The following is a 14,222-nucleotide window of genomic DNA, read 5'->3' as shown; positions in this document are numbered from 1 at the left end:
GTTCAGTACCCCAGGCAGACGCATTCGGTCATCAACGCCCGCACGTTGCGCACGTACGACGGATTGGGGATGGCGAGGGGCTCGCCCTCCTGCGCCACCGCCCCGTGCCCGTAGTTGTACGCGGAGATGACGGCGTTGAGCAGGCAGGAGTCGAGTTCGGCGGTGCACAGGTCCGCGTCGAGTCGGAAGTCGGACTCGAAGTACATGTCGCCGATGTACTTGGTCAGCCAGGCCAGGTAGTTGGCCCCCAGGTACGCGTTGTCCCGGTAGTCGGCGATGTCGTAGCTCTGCTCGAACCGCTGGTTCATCCAGGTGGCGGTGCCCGGCATCACCTGCATCAGCCCGACGCCACCGTCGCAGGCGTAGATGTTGGACTGCCAGCCGCTCTCCTGCCAGGCGGTCGCCTTGACCAGGTTGAGCGGGATCTTGAGCTCCGGTGCGGAGCCGGGCCAGTACGTGCGGCTGGCGGCATCGGTCAGCGCCGCCTTCACGTCGGCGCGGCTCGCCTGGGTGCCCTTGTAGCTGGGCTTGCAGGACGAGGGGGCGGGCTTCGGCGGCGCCGGCGGGACCTGCGTCTCGGTGGGCGGCTTGGCGACCGCGCGCGGCTTCGGGGCCGCCGTCGTACGGGTCGGCTTCTTCGAGGGCGTCGGGGAGGCCGACGCGCTGCGGCTCGGGGCGGCACCCATCGCCGCCACCGCGCTCGGCGAGGGGCTCGGCTCGCCAGCGGCCTCGTCGACCGGGGTCTCCTCCGTCGGCGCTTCGGTGACCGAGACGGGGGCGGCCTGGTCCTGCGGGCGTTCCCCCTTACCGGCGCAGCCGACCGCCCCGCCGGCGAGCAGGAGCCCGGCGAGCACGAGTGCGCCCACCCGACCGGTCCGTTCACGCATGGTGGTCCTCCCCCGTCTGACAGTCGCCGCAGATTAGCAAGGTTCGACCGGACGACGGGGCCCCTGCGGCGGCCGGGCCGGGTCGGCCGGCTGCGCCCGGTCGCCCACCGCCCGGTCCCTGGTGGCCCAGGCGACCATGAACACCACAGTCCACAGCACCCCGAGCAGCACCGCCGCGGCAGTGCCGCTCGCCGTGTCCAGGCCGAGGTAGAGCCGTGCGGCGCCGACCCCGAGCACGCCCGCGGCGGCGGTCGTCCACGCGGCCACCGCCACCGGCCAGTGGGCGCTGCGCGACACCAGCCACGCCAGGGTGCACAGGCTCGCCGGGACCACGGCGTTCTGGGTCGAGAACGGGACGGCCTCGTGCCCTCCCGGACCGCCACCGGGCGTCGGCGTCAACTCGGCCACCACGGCCAGCACCACAAGCGGCACGAACGCGCCCACGGTGCCGACCACACTGAGCAGATCCGCGCGCCAGGGGCGATTCCGCCACGCCAGCACCGCCGCCACCAGAGCCACCAACACGATCAGCACCCACCCGCGTACCAGCGACACCACGACCAGTGTGGCGTCGGCGGCGTCCGGGGTCCGGCGGGCGGTGAACCAGGCACCGATCGCCCCGTCCAGCGCCGCCAGCCCGCTGTTGCGCACCACGACGGCGAGCAGGCCGGCGATGGCCAGCCCGGCGGCGAAGAGCAGCAGCAGCCCGGCGGCCAGGTTGAGCAGCAGCGTCCAGGCCGGCCCGATCCGCATGGCCACCAGGAAGAACAGCACCCCGTAGCGGGCGCTGAGCCAGCGCACCGGCGGCAGCGCGGCGGCCCGGGACAGCAGCGCGCGTACCGGGTCGGGGTTGCGGCCGAGCCACCGCCCGGAGAGCACCACCCCCAGCAGCCCCGCCAGCAACGCCAGTGCCGCGCCGGTGGCCCGGCCGAGCAGCCGGGAGACCGTGTCGTACGACTCACCGGCGAGGTGGCCGAGCAGCACCGAGCAGCCGACCCAGGTGACGATGCCGGCCACGTTCCACGGCGCGAACCGCCGGTACGACATGCCGGCGGACCCCGCCAGCCGGGGCACCAGGGTGCGGGCGAAGGCCACCCAGCGCGCCGCGAACACGCCCCGGCCGCCCAGCCGGGCGAGCATCGCGTCGGCCCGGCGCCACCGCTCGGGCCCGACCCGGTGGCCCAGCCCGGCACGCAGCTTCGGGCCGAAGCGCCGCCCGGCGCGGAAGGCCAGCGCATCGCCCACGAACGCCGAGACGATCATCGCGAGCAACGCCGGTCCGAGCCGCAAGGTACCGTTGTAGGTGAGGAAGCCGACGAGCAGCAGGGTAGCCTCACCCGGCACCAGCAGGCCGAAGATCACCGCGGTCTCGCCCGCCACGATCAGCGCGGCGACCAGGTAGATCCACAGGGTGGGCAGACCTTGCACCCAGGTCAGCAGGTCGTGCACTCAGGCCCCCGGGACACGGGAGCCAGCATGCCAGCCAGGGCAACGACCGGGACAGCAGTTTCACCATAGATCAGGGGCACCTGGGGGTGACCCCGACGCAGCCTGCGCGAGCGCAGGCGGAAGGATAGAGGGTATGCAGCTTCGCACCGACCTCCGCAACGTCGCCATCATCGCTCACGTCGACCACGGCAAGACCACCCTGGTCGACGCCATGTTGCGGCAGGCCGGCGCCTACGGTGCCCGTGGCGAGAACACCGAACGGGTGATGGACTCGGGTGACCTGGAGCGGGAGAAGGGCATCACGATCCTGGCCAAGAACACCGGTGTGCGCTACCTGCCGGCGGACGGCTCCGACCCGGTCACCATCAACATCATCGACACCCCCGGCCACGCCGACTTCGGCGGCGAGGTCGAGCGCGGCCTCACCATGGTCGACGGCGTGGTCCTGCTGGTCGACGCCAGCGAGGGCCCGCTGCCGCAGACCCGCTTCGTGCTGCGTAAGGCGCTGCAGGCCCGGATGCCGATCATCCTGGTGATCAACAAGGTGGACCGCCCGGACGCCCGGATCAAGGAGGTCGTGGACGACACCTACGAGCTCTTCCTCGACCTGGACGCCGACGAGGAGCAGATCGACTTCCCGATCGTGTACGCCTGCGCCCGGGACGGCATCGCCTCGCTGACCCAGCCCGCCGACGGCTCGGTGCCCGACGACAGCACCTCCCTGGAGCCGCTGTTCCGCACCCTGCTGGACACCATCCCGGCCCCCGCGTACGAGGATGGCGCTCCGCTGCAGGCGCACGTCACCAACCTCGACGCCTCGCCGTTCCTCGGCCGGCTGGCGCTGTGCCGGGTCCGCCAGGGCACGATCAGCAAGGGCCAGACGGTGGCCTGGTGCCGCACCGACGGCAGCACCCAGCGGGTCCGCATCTCCGAGATGCTGATGACCGAGGGCCTGGAGCGCAAGCCGGCCGAGACGGCCGGTCCGGGCGACATCATCGCGGTCGCCGGCATCTCCGACATCATGATCGGCGAGACCCTCGCCGACGCGGAGAACCCGGTCGCGCTGCCGCTGATCACCGTCGACGAGCCGGCCATCTCGATGACGATCGGCACCAACACGTCACCGCTGGTGGGCCGGGTCAAGGGCTCCAAGGTCACCGCGCGGATGGTCAAGGACCGGCTCGACAAGGAGCTGGTCGGCAACGTGTCGCTGCGGGTGCTGCCCACCGAGCGGCCGGACGCCTGGGAGGTGCAGGGCCGTGGTGAGCTGGCGCTGGCCATCCTGGTCGAGCAGATGCGCCGGGAGAGCTACGAGCTGACCGTCGGCAAGCCGCAGGTCGTCACCAAGGAGATCGACGGCAGGACCTGCGAGCCGGTCGAGCGGTTGACCATCGACGCGCCCGAGGAGTACCTGGGCGCGATCACCCAGCTCCTCGCGACCCGCAAGGGCCGGATGGAGCAGCTGGTCAACCACGGCACCGGCTGGATCCGGATGGAGTGGCTGGTCCCGGCGCGCGGCCTGATCGGCTTCCGCACCGAGTTCCTCACCGACACCCGGGGCACCGGCATCCTGCACCACGTCTTCGAGTCGTACGAGCCGTGGTTCGGCGAGCTGCGCACCCGCAACAACGGTTCGCTGGTCGCCGACCGGGCCGGCGCGGTCACCGCCTTCGCGATGATCAACCTGCAGGAGCGCGGCCAGCTCTTCGTCGACCCGACCACCGAGGTGTACGAGGGCATGATCGTCGGGGAGAACTCGCGCTCCGACGACATGGACGTCAACATCACCAAGGAGAAGAAGCTCACCAACATGCGGGCCTCGACCTCCGACGAGACCGAGAAGCTGATCCCGCCGCGCAAGCTCTCGCTGGAGCAGGCGCTGGAGTTCTGCCGCGAGGACGAGTGCGTCGAGGTCACCCCGACCGCGGTGCGCATCCGCAAGGTGGTGCTCGACCAGCAGCAGCGCGGTCGGGCCGCCGCCCGCCGCAAGCACGCCGGCTGAGGACACCAGCACCCGGCACCGGGCGCGTCGGCCGCTTGCGGCCGGCGCGCCCGTCCGCTTTCCGGCGGGGGTACGCGGGCCCGCCCGCCCCGTGATCAGCTACGGTCACCGGCATGACCTGGGATGATCTCGACGCCCATCTGGACCGGGTGCCGGGCACCGTCTCGGCGTACGTCTGTCGACTCGACGCGCCCCCGACCTGGACCCGCCACGCCGACGCCGGCCACTACGCCGCCAGCACCATGAAGGTGGGGGTGCTGACCGCGCTGCACTGCGCCGCCGAGGCCGGCACGCTGGAGCTGGACGCCGACGTCCCGGTGGTCAACGAGTTCGACTCGGCTCAACCCGGCGCGCCCCGCTTCTCCTGCGCCCAGCACTACGACAACGACGACGCCGTGTGGGACCGGCTCGGCGGCACCGCGCCCCTGCGCTGGCTCGCCGAACGGATGATCGTGCGGTCCAGCAACCTGGCCACCAACCTGGTCATCGGGCACGTCGGGTTGCCCGCGGTGGCCGAGGTGTGGAGGCTCGCCGGCGCCCGCAACAGCGTCACCGGCCGGGGCATCGAGGACTTCGCCGCCCGCGAGGCCGGCATCACCAACACCGTCACCGCCGCCGACCTGGCCGCCCTGCTGGGCGCGCTGACCAGCGGCGCCACGACTCCCGGCCGCCTCGCCTCGCCGGCCGGCTGCGCCGCCATGCTGGACGTGCTGCTCGCCCAGGAGCACCGCGAGGACCTGGCCGCCGGCCTGCCCGAGGGCACCCGCGTCGCGCTCAAGAACGGCTGGGTGCGCGGCGTGCGCCACAGCGTCGGCGTGGTGCTGCCCGACGACGCCCCGCCGTACGTCATCGCCGTGTGCACCACCACCGACCTGGCCGACAGCGACGAGGGAGTCGTCGACGGCGCCTGCCGCCTGATCGCGCACGTCTCGGCGCAGGTCTGGGCCGCCCGCCACCGGCTCTGAGGCCGGCGCCCGCCGATCCGGCTAGGCTGCTGCCACCCCCACCTCGGAGCCGCTGATGCCTCGCAGCCGTACCCTGCTCGTCGTCTTCCTGGTCGTGACGGCGGCGAACCTGCTGGCCAACGCCGTCGACAGTCCAGTGGCCGAGCTGCTCACCAAGCCGCTGCTGATGCCGCTGCTGGCCGCGTACCTCTGGCGGGCGGCCACCGAACGCGGCGCCCGGCCGGACCGGCTGGTGCTCGCCGCGTTGGCCTGCTCCACGGCCGGCGACGTGGCGCTGCTGGCCTCCGGCACCGGCTGGTTCATGGCCGGCATGGTCTGCTTCCTCGCCGCCCACGTCTGCTACCTCGTGGCCTTCACCCGGCACGGCGCCGCGACGCGGCTGCGTCGTCCGCCGCTGGTCGCAATGCCGCTGGTGTACGCGGTGCTGACCGTCGCCGCGCTGGCCTGGATGTGGGCGGGGCTGACCGAGGCCGGGCTGGCCGTGCCGGTGGCCGGCTACGCCGTCGCGCTGGCGGCGATGGCCACCACCGCCGTGACCCAGGGCTGGCGGGTCGGTGTGGGCGCCGCGCTGTTCCTCGGCTCCGATCTGCTGATCGCCGCCGGGGTGGCCGACGTGGCCCAGCCGCCCGGCGCGCCGGTGCTCGTGATGGCGACGTACGCGGCCGGCCAGGCATTGATCGTCATCGGGCGGGTCGCCCGCGCCGACGTGCCGCCCGGCGTGGCGGTCACTCCAGCAGTTGCGCCCGCAGCGCCGTGAGGACCTCGTCGGTCAGCCCCAACCCGTCGCGCAGGTAGCCGTCGAACGAGCCGTGCACCCGGCGCACCTCCTGGTAGGCGGCGTCGAGGTACTCGGCGCGAACCTCCAGCACCGGCAGCACCGCGTCGACGTCCAGGCCGGGCTGCCGGCGTCGCATCGCCTCGATGATCACCGCGCGGAGGCTGCCGGTCAGCGCGTTGTTGCGCAGGTACTCGGCGCGGATCGCGGCCTCGTCCACACCGAGCGCGGTGAGCAGGATGACGGTGAGCCAGCCGGTGCGGTCCTTGCCGGCGGAGCAGTGGTAGAGCAGCGGCAGGTTCTCCGACCGGGCGGCCAGCCGCACCGCCGCGCCGAAGTTGCCCCGGGCCGACTCGCCGGTGACGAACCATCGGTAGATCTCGGCCATCGCTCCCGCCGTGCCCTGCCGGGCCAGCTCCGCGTACGCGTCGAGGTCGTGGCCGAGCAGCACCGCCGAGACGTACGTGAAGACCGGGTGCTCCGGGTCGTGCACCGGCAGATGCACGACCCGCGGCTCGCCCGCCAGCCGATCGGTCGGGGCGAGTGCGATCTCCGCGGCGGCGCGCAGGTCGAGCACGCAGGCCGGCCCCAGCTTCGCGAGCACCGGCAGATCCTCGTCGGTGAGCCGACCCAGCGCCGGAGTGCGGATCAGCCGTCCGGCGCGCACCTTCCGGCCGTCGACGCCGCGCAGCCCGCCCAGGTCACGGGCGTTCGGCGCGCCCACCAGCTCCCAGTCCCGCACGACCATCCGGTGTCCCCTCTCGCCGCGTGCCTGCATATAGGGTGCCCCACATGACGATCTCGGCGGTACGCACCCACCGGGTTTCTGCCCCCTTACACACCCCGTTCGTCACCGCGCTGCGAAGTACCACCACCGTGGACACCCTGATCGTCGAACTGGTCGATGCCGACGGTCGGTCCGGCTTCGGCGAGGCGCCGCAGGTGTGGCAGGTCACCGGAGCGTCGGTCGCCGGCGCGCAGGCGTGCGTACGCGAACTGCTCGGCCCGCTGCTCACCGGACGTGACCCGGACGACCTGGTGGCCCGCTGCGCCGAGGTGCAGCGCGCGGTGGTCGGCAACGAGGCGGCGAAGGCGGCCATGGACGTGGCCCTGCACGACCTGGCCGCGCAGCGGCTGGGCGTACCCCTGGTGCGGTTGCTCGGCGGCACCACCCTGCGGGTTCCGACGGACGTCACCCTCGCCGCGGGCGACGCGGTGGACCTGGCGGCGGCCGCGCGCCAGCGGCAGGCCGACGGCTTCGGCGTGCTGAAGCTCAAGGTCGGCACGGACGCGGCCGGCGACCTGGACCGGGTACGGGCGGTCCGCGCGGCGGTCGGCGCCGGGGTCCGGATCCGACTCGACGCCAACCAGGGCTGGACGCCACGCGAGGCGGTCCGGGTGATCCGTGGCATCGAGGACGCCGGGCTGGACGTGGAGCTCGTCGAGCAGCCGGTGGCCCGCTGGGACCTGGACGGGCTGGCGTGGGTCAGCGACCGGGTGTCCGTGCCGATCCTGGCCGACGAGGCGGTCTTCGGGGTCCGCGACCTGGTCGAGGTGATCCGTCGCCGGGCCGCCGACCTGGTCAACGTCAAGCTGGCCAAGTGCGGCGGCCTGCAACCGGCGCGCACCCTGCTCGAGCTGGCCACCGCGCACGGGCTCGGCACGGTGGTCGGGTCGATGATGGAGAGTCAGGTCGGCATCGGCGCGGCGGCGAGCCTGGTCGCCGCGTACGGCACCACGGCGGTCGCCGACCTGGACGCCGCCTGGTGGCTGGCCTGGTCGCCGGTCCAGGGGGGAATCCGCTACGAGGGGCCGACCGTGGTGCTGCCGGATGCGCCTGGCCTGGGCATCTCCGGCCTGGCTGAAGTAAAGATGCAGGCCCGCGGTTGATGACCGTTGGTTTCTTTCATAGGGTTCCCCTGAACAGCCGACACGAGCTGGGGGTTGACGTGGAGCTGCAACCGGGCCGCGAGGCCATCGTCCGGGTCGCCGTCGCGACGCTGTGGTCCTCCCCCGAGGCGGTCCGGCCGGTCGACGGTCCCGCGCTCACCGCCGGCGCCGACATCCCGACCTGGGTTCGCGGCATGGACACCGACCAGCAGGTCGGCGACTGCGTGCTGAGCCAGCTCCTGCTCGGCGAACGGGTGCTGATCGACGAGCTGCGCCCGGACGGCTGGGCACGGGTCGTCGCCGTCGAGCAGCCGGCCGCCAAGCTCGATCCCCGCGGCTACCCGGGCTGGCTCCCCGCCGATCAGCTGACCACCGTGGATCCCACCGTCAGCGGCGACCCGCTGGTCGTGGACGCCACAGTCACCGGGCTGCACGCCGCCCCGGGCGGGCCGGTGGCGCTGGCGGGCGTCGTCGTCGGCACGCGCCTCATCCCGGCCGGCCCGGCCCGCGACGGCTGGCGAGAAGTCCACGTCCCCGGCCAGGCCACGCCGCTCTGGCTGCCCGACGGGCAGCTCGTCCCGGTGCCGACTGAGCCGCCCACCGCCGCCGACGCGCTCGCGGTGGCCCAGCGGCTGTTGGACGTCGCCTACATCTGGGGCGGGCTCTCCGCGTACGGCATCGACTGCTCGGGCCTCGTCCACCTGGCCTGGCGCCGGTTCGGCGTGCTGCTGCCCCGCGACGCCGACGACCAGGCCGTCGCCACGACCCCGCTGCCCCTCGGCGCGGAACGCCCCGGCGACCTCTATTTCTTCGCCCGCCCCGGCCGCAAGATCCACCACATCGGCATCGTCACCGCCGTCGCCGACGACCCGACGGACCGGCGGATGCTGCACGCCTGCTACCGGCGGCGACGGGTGCTGGAGGAACAGCTACCGGCCGATCGGGCCGCCACCCTCGTCGGCGTCCACCGGGTCTGACCGGTCGGGCCCCTCTTCGGGCCCGACCGGCGGTGATTCAGCGCCGGACCCCGGCCAGCTCGCGGCGCCGGTCCCGGGCGGACTTGACCAGGCTGGCGATGGTGGCGATGCCCAGCGTGCCGAGGATGACCAGCAGGGACAGCCAGATCGGGATGTGCGGCGCCCACCCGACGTGCTCCCCGCCGTTGATGAACGGCAGGTTGTTGTCGGCCAGCGCCTCCAGCACGAGCTTGACGCCGATGAAGCCCAGCACGACGGCCAGCCCGTAGCTCAGGTAGATCAGCCGGTCGAGCAGGCCGCCGAGCAGGAAGTAGAGCTGCCGCAGGCCCATCAGCGCGAAGACGTTCGCGGTGAAGACCAGGTACGGCTCCTGCGTGATGCCGAAGATCGCCGGGATCGAGTCCAGCGCGAAGATCAGGTCGGTGGTGCCGATCGCGATCATCACGATGAGCATCGGCGTGAACAGCCGACGCCCGTTCTCGTGGGTCATCAGCTTCGCGTCGTCGTAGCCCTTGGAGATCGGCAGCGCCCGGCGGCTCCACCGGATCAGCAGGTTCTCCGAGAACTCGTCCTCGTCCGGCTCACCCTGGCGGGCCAGGTTGATCGCCGTGTAGATCAGGAACGCGCCGAAGATGTAGAAGACCCAGGAGAACTGCGAAATCAACGCCGCGCCGGCGGCGATGAAGCCACCGCGCATCACCAGCGCCAGCACGATGCCGATGAGCAGCACCTTCTGCTGGTACTGCCGGGGCACCCCGAAGCGGGCCATGATGATCACGAAGACGAAGAGGTTGTCCACCGAGAGGCTGTACTCGGTGAGCCAGCCGGTGTAGAACTGCCCCGCCGAACTGGCCCCGGCGGTCAGCCAGACGCCGACGCCGAAGAGCAGAGCGAGGCCCACGTAGAAGGCGACCCAGAGACTCGACTCGCGCACGCTCGGCTCGTGCGGGCGCCGACCAATGATCAACAGGTCGACGAGCAGCACCGCAGTCAGTGCGACGAGGGTCCCCGCCCACACCAATCCGGACACGTCCAACGTTCATTCCTCCGGCAGACACGCGGCGTCGGGCACACCGTACGCCCCCATGAGGGCTGGCGTGCCGCTGTCGCTCACTCTGGTGACTGTCGGAGGTCTCTTCCGCCCCCGACCCGCGAACGGGACGGCGACCGACGAAGCCGGGTCGAACGCCGAGGTGCCGGCGATCGTCCGTGCTGACGACTTCGTCGCGGGGGAATACTCCCCTCCTCGATGACCATTGTTGCCCACCACTCGCCGTGATCACACCCCGGGCACCGGGTGTGAACGCGCACCCGGGTCGCCGGGAATACCGGCACACCCCCTCCGGCGTCCTAGGAGGCTAGTGTGTGGACGCCGCTACACCCGCACGCCCCTGCGCTCCTGGCCCGTGGGAGGCTGTGCGGCATGGTGCTTGAAGTCGCGCTGATCGACGTACTGCCCGGACACGAGGACGCCTTCGTCGCCGCGTACGCCCAGGGTCACCCGGTGCTCGCCGGGACGCCCGGTTGTCGGTCGGTGCGGATGACCCGGGGCATCGAGTCCCCGACCCGGTTCGTGCTGCTGGTCGAGTGGGACTCGGTCGAGGCGCACGAGAAGAACTTCCGGGACACCGAACGGTTCGCCCAGTGGCGGGCGCTGATCGGCCCGCACTTCGCCGGGCCACCGTTGGTCGAGCACTTCCACGACGTACCGGCCTGACGGAAACTGTCGTACCCCGCGGTTATCGTGCCTTGCGCACGCGCCGGTCGCCGGCCCCGACGGGCTCGGGGGCGCCGGGTCCGGGGGCCGCGCGGGCGGCACCGCATCGGCCCTCACTCGCCGACGCGGCGGGCCAGCGCGGTGACCGTCTCCTCCGGTGACAGGGCGGCCGCCAGCAGCGCCTCCGTCATCCGCTCGTACCGGTCGACGTCGAGCACGGTCGCCAGCCGGACGTCGGTGGTCAACGCCTCCAGCATCACCGTCCGCGGATCCGCCGGGTCGGGGAAGGCATACCAGGAGTACGGGGTGAGCGGGTGCAGGCCGCTGCCGGCCGCCCCGCGGGGCAGGAGTCGTACCGTCACGTGGGCCAACCCGGTCACCGCCACCAGGTGCCGCAACTGCTCACGCCAGACCTCGACCGGCAGGTCAGCCGGGTCGCACACCGTCTCGGCGAGCACCGCCGTGTAGCGCGGCGGCTCGGCCCGGCGCAGCACCTCCTGCCGCAGCGCCCGGGCGCGCACCTCCGCCTCCACGTCGACCTCCGGCGCGAGCAGAACGCCGGCGGCGACCCGCGAGCGGGCGTACGCCGGCGTCTGCAGCAGCCCCGGCACGACCGCCGGCTGGTACTCGACGATGTCGGCCGCGCCCGCCTCCAACTCGGCGTAGATGCGCTGCCGCTCGCTCATCTCGCCGAGCGTCTTCCACCAGCCGCGGCTGGTGGCCGCATCCCGCGCGATCACGATCAGGGCGTCGCGGGCCGACGCCGGCACCTGGTAGATGTCGAGCAGGTCCAGCACGTCGGCGAGATCCGGACGGCTCTGCCCCAGCTCGATGCGGGACAGCTTCGACGTCGACGCCCAGCCCAGCCGGTCGCAGACCTGCTCCAGGGTCAGCGCCTCGCGCCGACGCAACTGGCGCAGCTCGGCGCCGAGCCGCGCGCGTCGAATGACAGGACTTGTTGGCAACGGCATCCCGGCCTCCCCATCGAGGGAGCGTACGCAGGACGATCACCCAGTGCAATACTTCGCTTGCGCACCGCAATCGAACGGTCGGCCGGCGGGCCGGGCGAGGACGCCCCACACCTGCCGTTCGGGCAGCCCGGCCCGCGCCGGCCGGGCCGCCCTCACTTCACGCCTGCGGCGTCCATGCCGCGTAGTTCCTTCTTCAGGTCGGCGACCTCGTCGCGGATCCGCGCCGCCAGCTCGAACTGCAGCTCGCGGGCGGCGGCCAGCATCTGGTCGTTGAGCTCCTGGATGAGCTGGGCGAGGTCGGCGCGGGCCATCCCCTCCCGGGACGGGGTGGTGGCGGTGGACCGACTGCGGCTGCGGGTCTCTTTGACCGGCGCCTTGCCCCGGGACAGCTGACGCGCCGCGCCACCGACCCGGGAGTTTTCGGTGTCCTCCGCCTCGCGGTAGATGTCGTCCAGAATGTCGTGGATCTTTTTGCGCAGCGGCTCCGGACTGATCCCGTGTGCCTCGTTGTGCGCGATCTGCTTGGCGCGACGTCTGTCGGTCTCGTCGATCGCCGCCGCCATCGACGGGGTGATCTTGTCGGCGTACATGTGCACCTGGCCCGAGACGTTCCGGGCCGCCCGCCCGATGGTCTGGATCAGCGACCGGCCGCTGCGCAGGAAGCCCTCCTTGTCGGCGTCGAGGATCGCGACGAGCGACACCTCGGGCAGGTCCAGACCCTCGCGGAGCAGGTTGATGCCGACCAACACGTCGTACTCGCCCTTACGCAGCTCGCGCAACAGCTCCACCCGGCGCAGGGTGTCGACCTCCGAGTGCAGGTAGCGCACCCGGACGCCGTTCTCCAGGAGGTAGTCCGACAGGTCCTCGGCCATCTTCTTGGTCAGCGTGGTGACCAGCACCCGCTCGTCGCGGTCGGTCCGCAGCTTGATCTCGTGCATCAGGTCGTCGATCTGCCCCTTGGTCGGCTTGATCACGACCTGCGGGTCGACCAGCCCGGTGGGGCGGATGACCTGCTCGACGAACTCACCCTGGGCCTGTTCCAGCTCCCATGTGCCCGGGGTCGCCGACAGATAGACCATCTGGCCGACCCGTTCCAGGAACTCGTCGAAACGCAGCGGCCGGTTGTCGGCGGCGCTGGGCAGCCGGAACCCGTGGTCGATGAGCATCCGCTTGCGAGAGGCGTCACCCTCGTACATGCCGCCGATCTGCGGGATCGTCACGTGCGACTCGTCGACCACGGTGAGGAAGTCGTCCGGGAAGTAGTCGAGCAGGGCGTGCGGCGGGCTGCCGGGCAGCCGCCCGTCCATGTGCATCGAGTAGTTCTCGATGCCGGAGCAGAAGCCCACCTGCCGCATCATCTCGATGTCGTACGTGGTGCGCATCCGCAGCCGCTGCGCCTCCAGCAGCTTGCCCTGGCGCTCCAGCTCGGCCAGCCGCTCGGCCAGCTCCGCCTCGATGTCGCGGATCGCCCGCTCCATCCGCTCCGGGCCGGCCGCGTAGTGCGTCGCCGGGAAGATCACCAGCTGGTCGACCTCGCGGACCACGTCACCGGTCAACGGGTTGAGGTAGTAGAGCTTCTCCACCTCGTCGCCGAACAGCTCGATGCGGACCGCCAGCTCCTCGTACGCCGGGATGATCTCCAGCGTGTCGCCGCGGACCCGGAAGGTGCCCCGCTGGAAGGCCATGTCGTTGCGGGTGTACTGGATGTCGACCAGTCGGCGCAGCAGCTGGTCGCGGTCGAGATCCTGCCCGACCTCGACCCGGACCGCCCGGTTGAGATATTCCTCCGGGGTGCCCAGACCGTAGATCGCCGAGACGGTCGCCACCACGATCACGTCGCGGCGGGTGAGCAGCGACATCGTCGCCGAGTGCCGCAGCCGCTCGACCTCCTCGTTGATCGAGGAGTCCTTCTCGATGTAGGTGTCGGTCTGCGGAATGTACGCCTCGGGCTGGTAGTAGTCGTAGTACGAGACGAAGTATTCGACCGCGTTGTGCGGCAGCAGCTCGCTGAACTCCTTGGCCAGCTGCGCGCAGAGCGTCTTGTTCGGGGCGAGCACCAGGGTGGGGCGCTGCAGCCGCTCGATCAGCCACGCGGTGGTGGCGCTCTTGCCGGTGCCGGTCGCGCCGAGCAGCACCGTGTTGCGGTCGCCGCGCCGCACCCGGCGCTCAAGGTCGTCGATGGCGGCCGGCTGGTCGCCGGCCGGCTGGAATTCACTGACGACCTGGAAGCGGCCGTCGAGCCGGGGAATGTCGAGCGCCATGACCTCAACGGTACGCCGCAGGTCCGACAGGTTCGGCCGTCGCGCATGGTGCGTGATCGGCTTCGATATTCCCATTGTGTGGCCCATGTCACCGGGGCTACCCTCTTCATGTAGGCCGCTCGCGGCGGCCGACCGGGCCGGAGGCCAGGCCGTCATCACGGCCGGCCGCCCCCGGCACAGCGGTCGCAGCACCCGGCTCGTCCGGCGTGCGCACCCGTGTGGTCGCGCTCGAGGCGCAGACCGGCCGCCGCGAGCGCCCCTGCCGCATCACCCCCTGCCGCGTCACCTCAGCTCGTCACCCCCAGCTCGTCACCCCCAGCTCGTCACC

Annotated in this window: 12 protein-coding genes; 6 read left to right on the top strand and 6 right to left on the bottom strand. The window is 71.9% G+C overall.

Annotated elements, in window-relative coordinates; genetic code table 11:
• Positions 1–2 precede the first annotated feature (2 nt).
• Positions 3–887, bottom strand: coding sequence for a lytic transglycosylase domain-containing protein (locus tag ACFYPR_RS11780; protein ID WP_355068213.1), 885 nt, complete (start codon positions 885–887; stop codon positions 3–5).
• 33 nt (positions 888–920) lie between these two features.
• Entirely contained in the window at positions 921–2,336 is a 1,416-nt protein-coding gene (locus ACFYPR_RS11775) for a DedA family protein (RefSeq protein WP_387186143.1), read from the bottom strand.
• 133 nt (positions 2,337–2,469) lie between these two features.
• On the opposite strand from ACFYPR_RS11775, the gene typA reads away from it, so the two are divergent.
• The 3 genes from typA to ACFYPR_RS11760 all read left to right on the top strand — a co-directional run bounded on the left by typA (position 2,470) and on the right by ACFYPR_RS11760 (position 6,060).
• Positions 2,470–4,338, top strand: a complete 1,869-nt coding sequence (gene typA, locus ACFYPR_RS11770) for a translational GTPase TypA (protein ID WP_387186146.1) — start codon at positions 2,470–2,472, stop codon at positions 4,336–4,338.
• Positions 4,339–4,451: 113 nt separating this feature from the next.
• Positions 4,452–5,303, top strand: a complete 852-nt coding sequence (locus ACFYPR_RS11765) for a serine hydrolase (protein WP_387186149.1) — start codon at positions 4,452–4,454, stop codon at positions 5,301–5,303.
• 55 nt (positions 5,304–5,358) lie between these two features.
• A complete protein-coding gene (locus ACFYPR_RS11760; protein ID WP_355068207.1) occupies positions 5,359–6,060 on the top strand; it encodes a lysoplasmalogenase in 702 nt (233 codons plus the stop codon).
• On the opposite strand, the gene ACFYPR_RS11755 is transcribed toward ACFYPR_RS11760, so the two are convergent.
• The gene (locus ACFYPR_RS11755; RefSeq protein WP_387186153.1) at positions 6,029–6,826 is read right to left on the bottom strand and encodes a tyrosine-protein phosphatase; all 798 of its coding nucleotides are present in this window, start codon (positions 6,824–6,826) and stop codon (positions 6,029–6,031) included. The genes ACFYPR_RS11760 and ACFYPR_RS11755 overlap by 32 nt on opposite strands.
• Before the next feature lie 44 nt (positions 6,827–6,870).
• On the opposite strand from ACFYPR_RS11755, the gene ACFYPR_RS11750 reads away from it, so the two are divergent.
• Positions 6,871–7,968 carry a dipeptide epimerase gene (locus ACFYPR_RS11750; RefSeq protein ID WP_354861414.1) on the top strand — a complete coding sequence of 366 codons (1,098 nt, stop codon included), beginning with the start codon at positions 6,871–6,873 and terminating at the stop codon, positions 7,966–7,968.
• A 59-nt stretch (positions 7,969–8,027) separates the two neighbouring features.
• Positions 8,028–8,945 carry an NlpC/P60 family protein gene (locus ACFYPR_RS11745; protein ID WP_355068203.1) on the top strand — a complete coding sequence of 306 codons (918 nt, stop codon included), beginning with the start codon at positions 8,028–8,030 and terminating at the stop codon, positions 8,943–8,945.
• Positions 8,946–8,982: 37 nt separating this feature from the next.
• On the opposite strand, the gene ACFYPR_RS11740 is transcribed toward ACFYPR_RS11745, so the two are convergent.
• A complete protein-coding gene (locus ACFYPR_RS11740) occupies positions 8,983–9,981 on the bottom strand; it encodes a TerC family protein (RefSeq protein ID WP_354861411.1) in 999 nt (332 codons plus the stop codon).
• A 387-nt stretch (positions 9,982–10,368) separates the two neighbouring features.
• Between ACFYPR_RS11740 and ACFYPR_RS11735 the strand changes: the two genes are divergently transcribed.
• Entirely contained in the window at positions 10,369–10,662 is a 294-nt protein-coding gene (locus tag ACFYPR_RS11735; protein ID WP_354861409.1) for an antibiotic biosynthesis monooxygenase family protein, read from the top strand.
• 113 nt (positions 10,663–10,775) lie between these two features.
• Here ACFYPR_RS11735 and ACFYPR_RS11730 read toward each other — a convergent pair whose 3' ends face one another.
• Both ACFYPR_RS11730 and uvrB read right to left on the bottom strand, forming a co-directional pair.
• Positions 10,776–11,633: a helix-turn-helix transcriptional regulator gene (locus ACFYPR_RS11730; protein WP_355134726.1), complete on the bottom strand. Its 858-nt coding sequence runs from the start codon at positions 11,631–11,633 to the stop codon at positions 10,776–10,778.
• Between the two features lie 152 nt (positions 11,634–11,785).
• Positions 11,786–13,894, bottom strand: coding sequence for an excinuclease ABC subunit UvrB (uvrB, locus tag ACFYPR_RS11725; protein WP_354861406.1), 2,109 nt, complete (start codon positions 13,892–13,894; stop codon positions 11,786–11,788).
• Positions 13,895–14,222: the final 328 nt, after the last annotated feature.

Source organism: Micromonospora sp. NPDC005254 (genome assembly GCF_042872525.1).
GTDB lineage: Bacteria > Actinomycetota > Actinomycetes > Mycobacteriales > Micromonosporaceae > Micromonospora.
The sequence above is the reverse complement of the archived record's forward strand: the minus strand, read 5'-3'. Positions and strand labels throughout refer to the sequence as shown.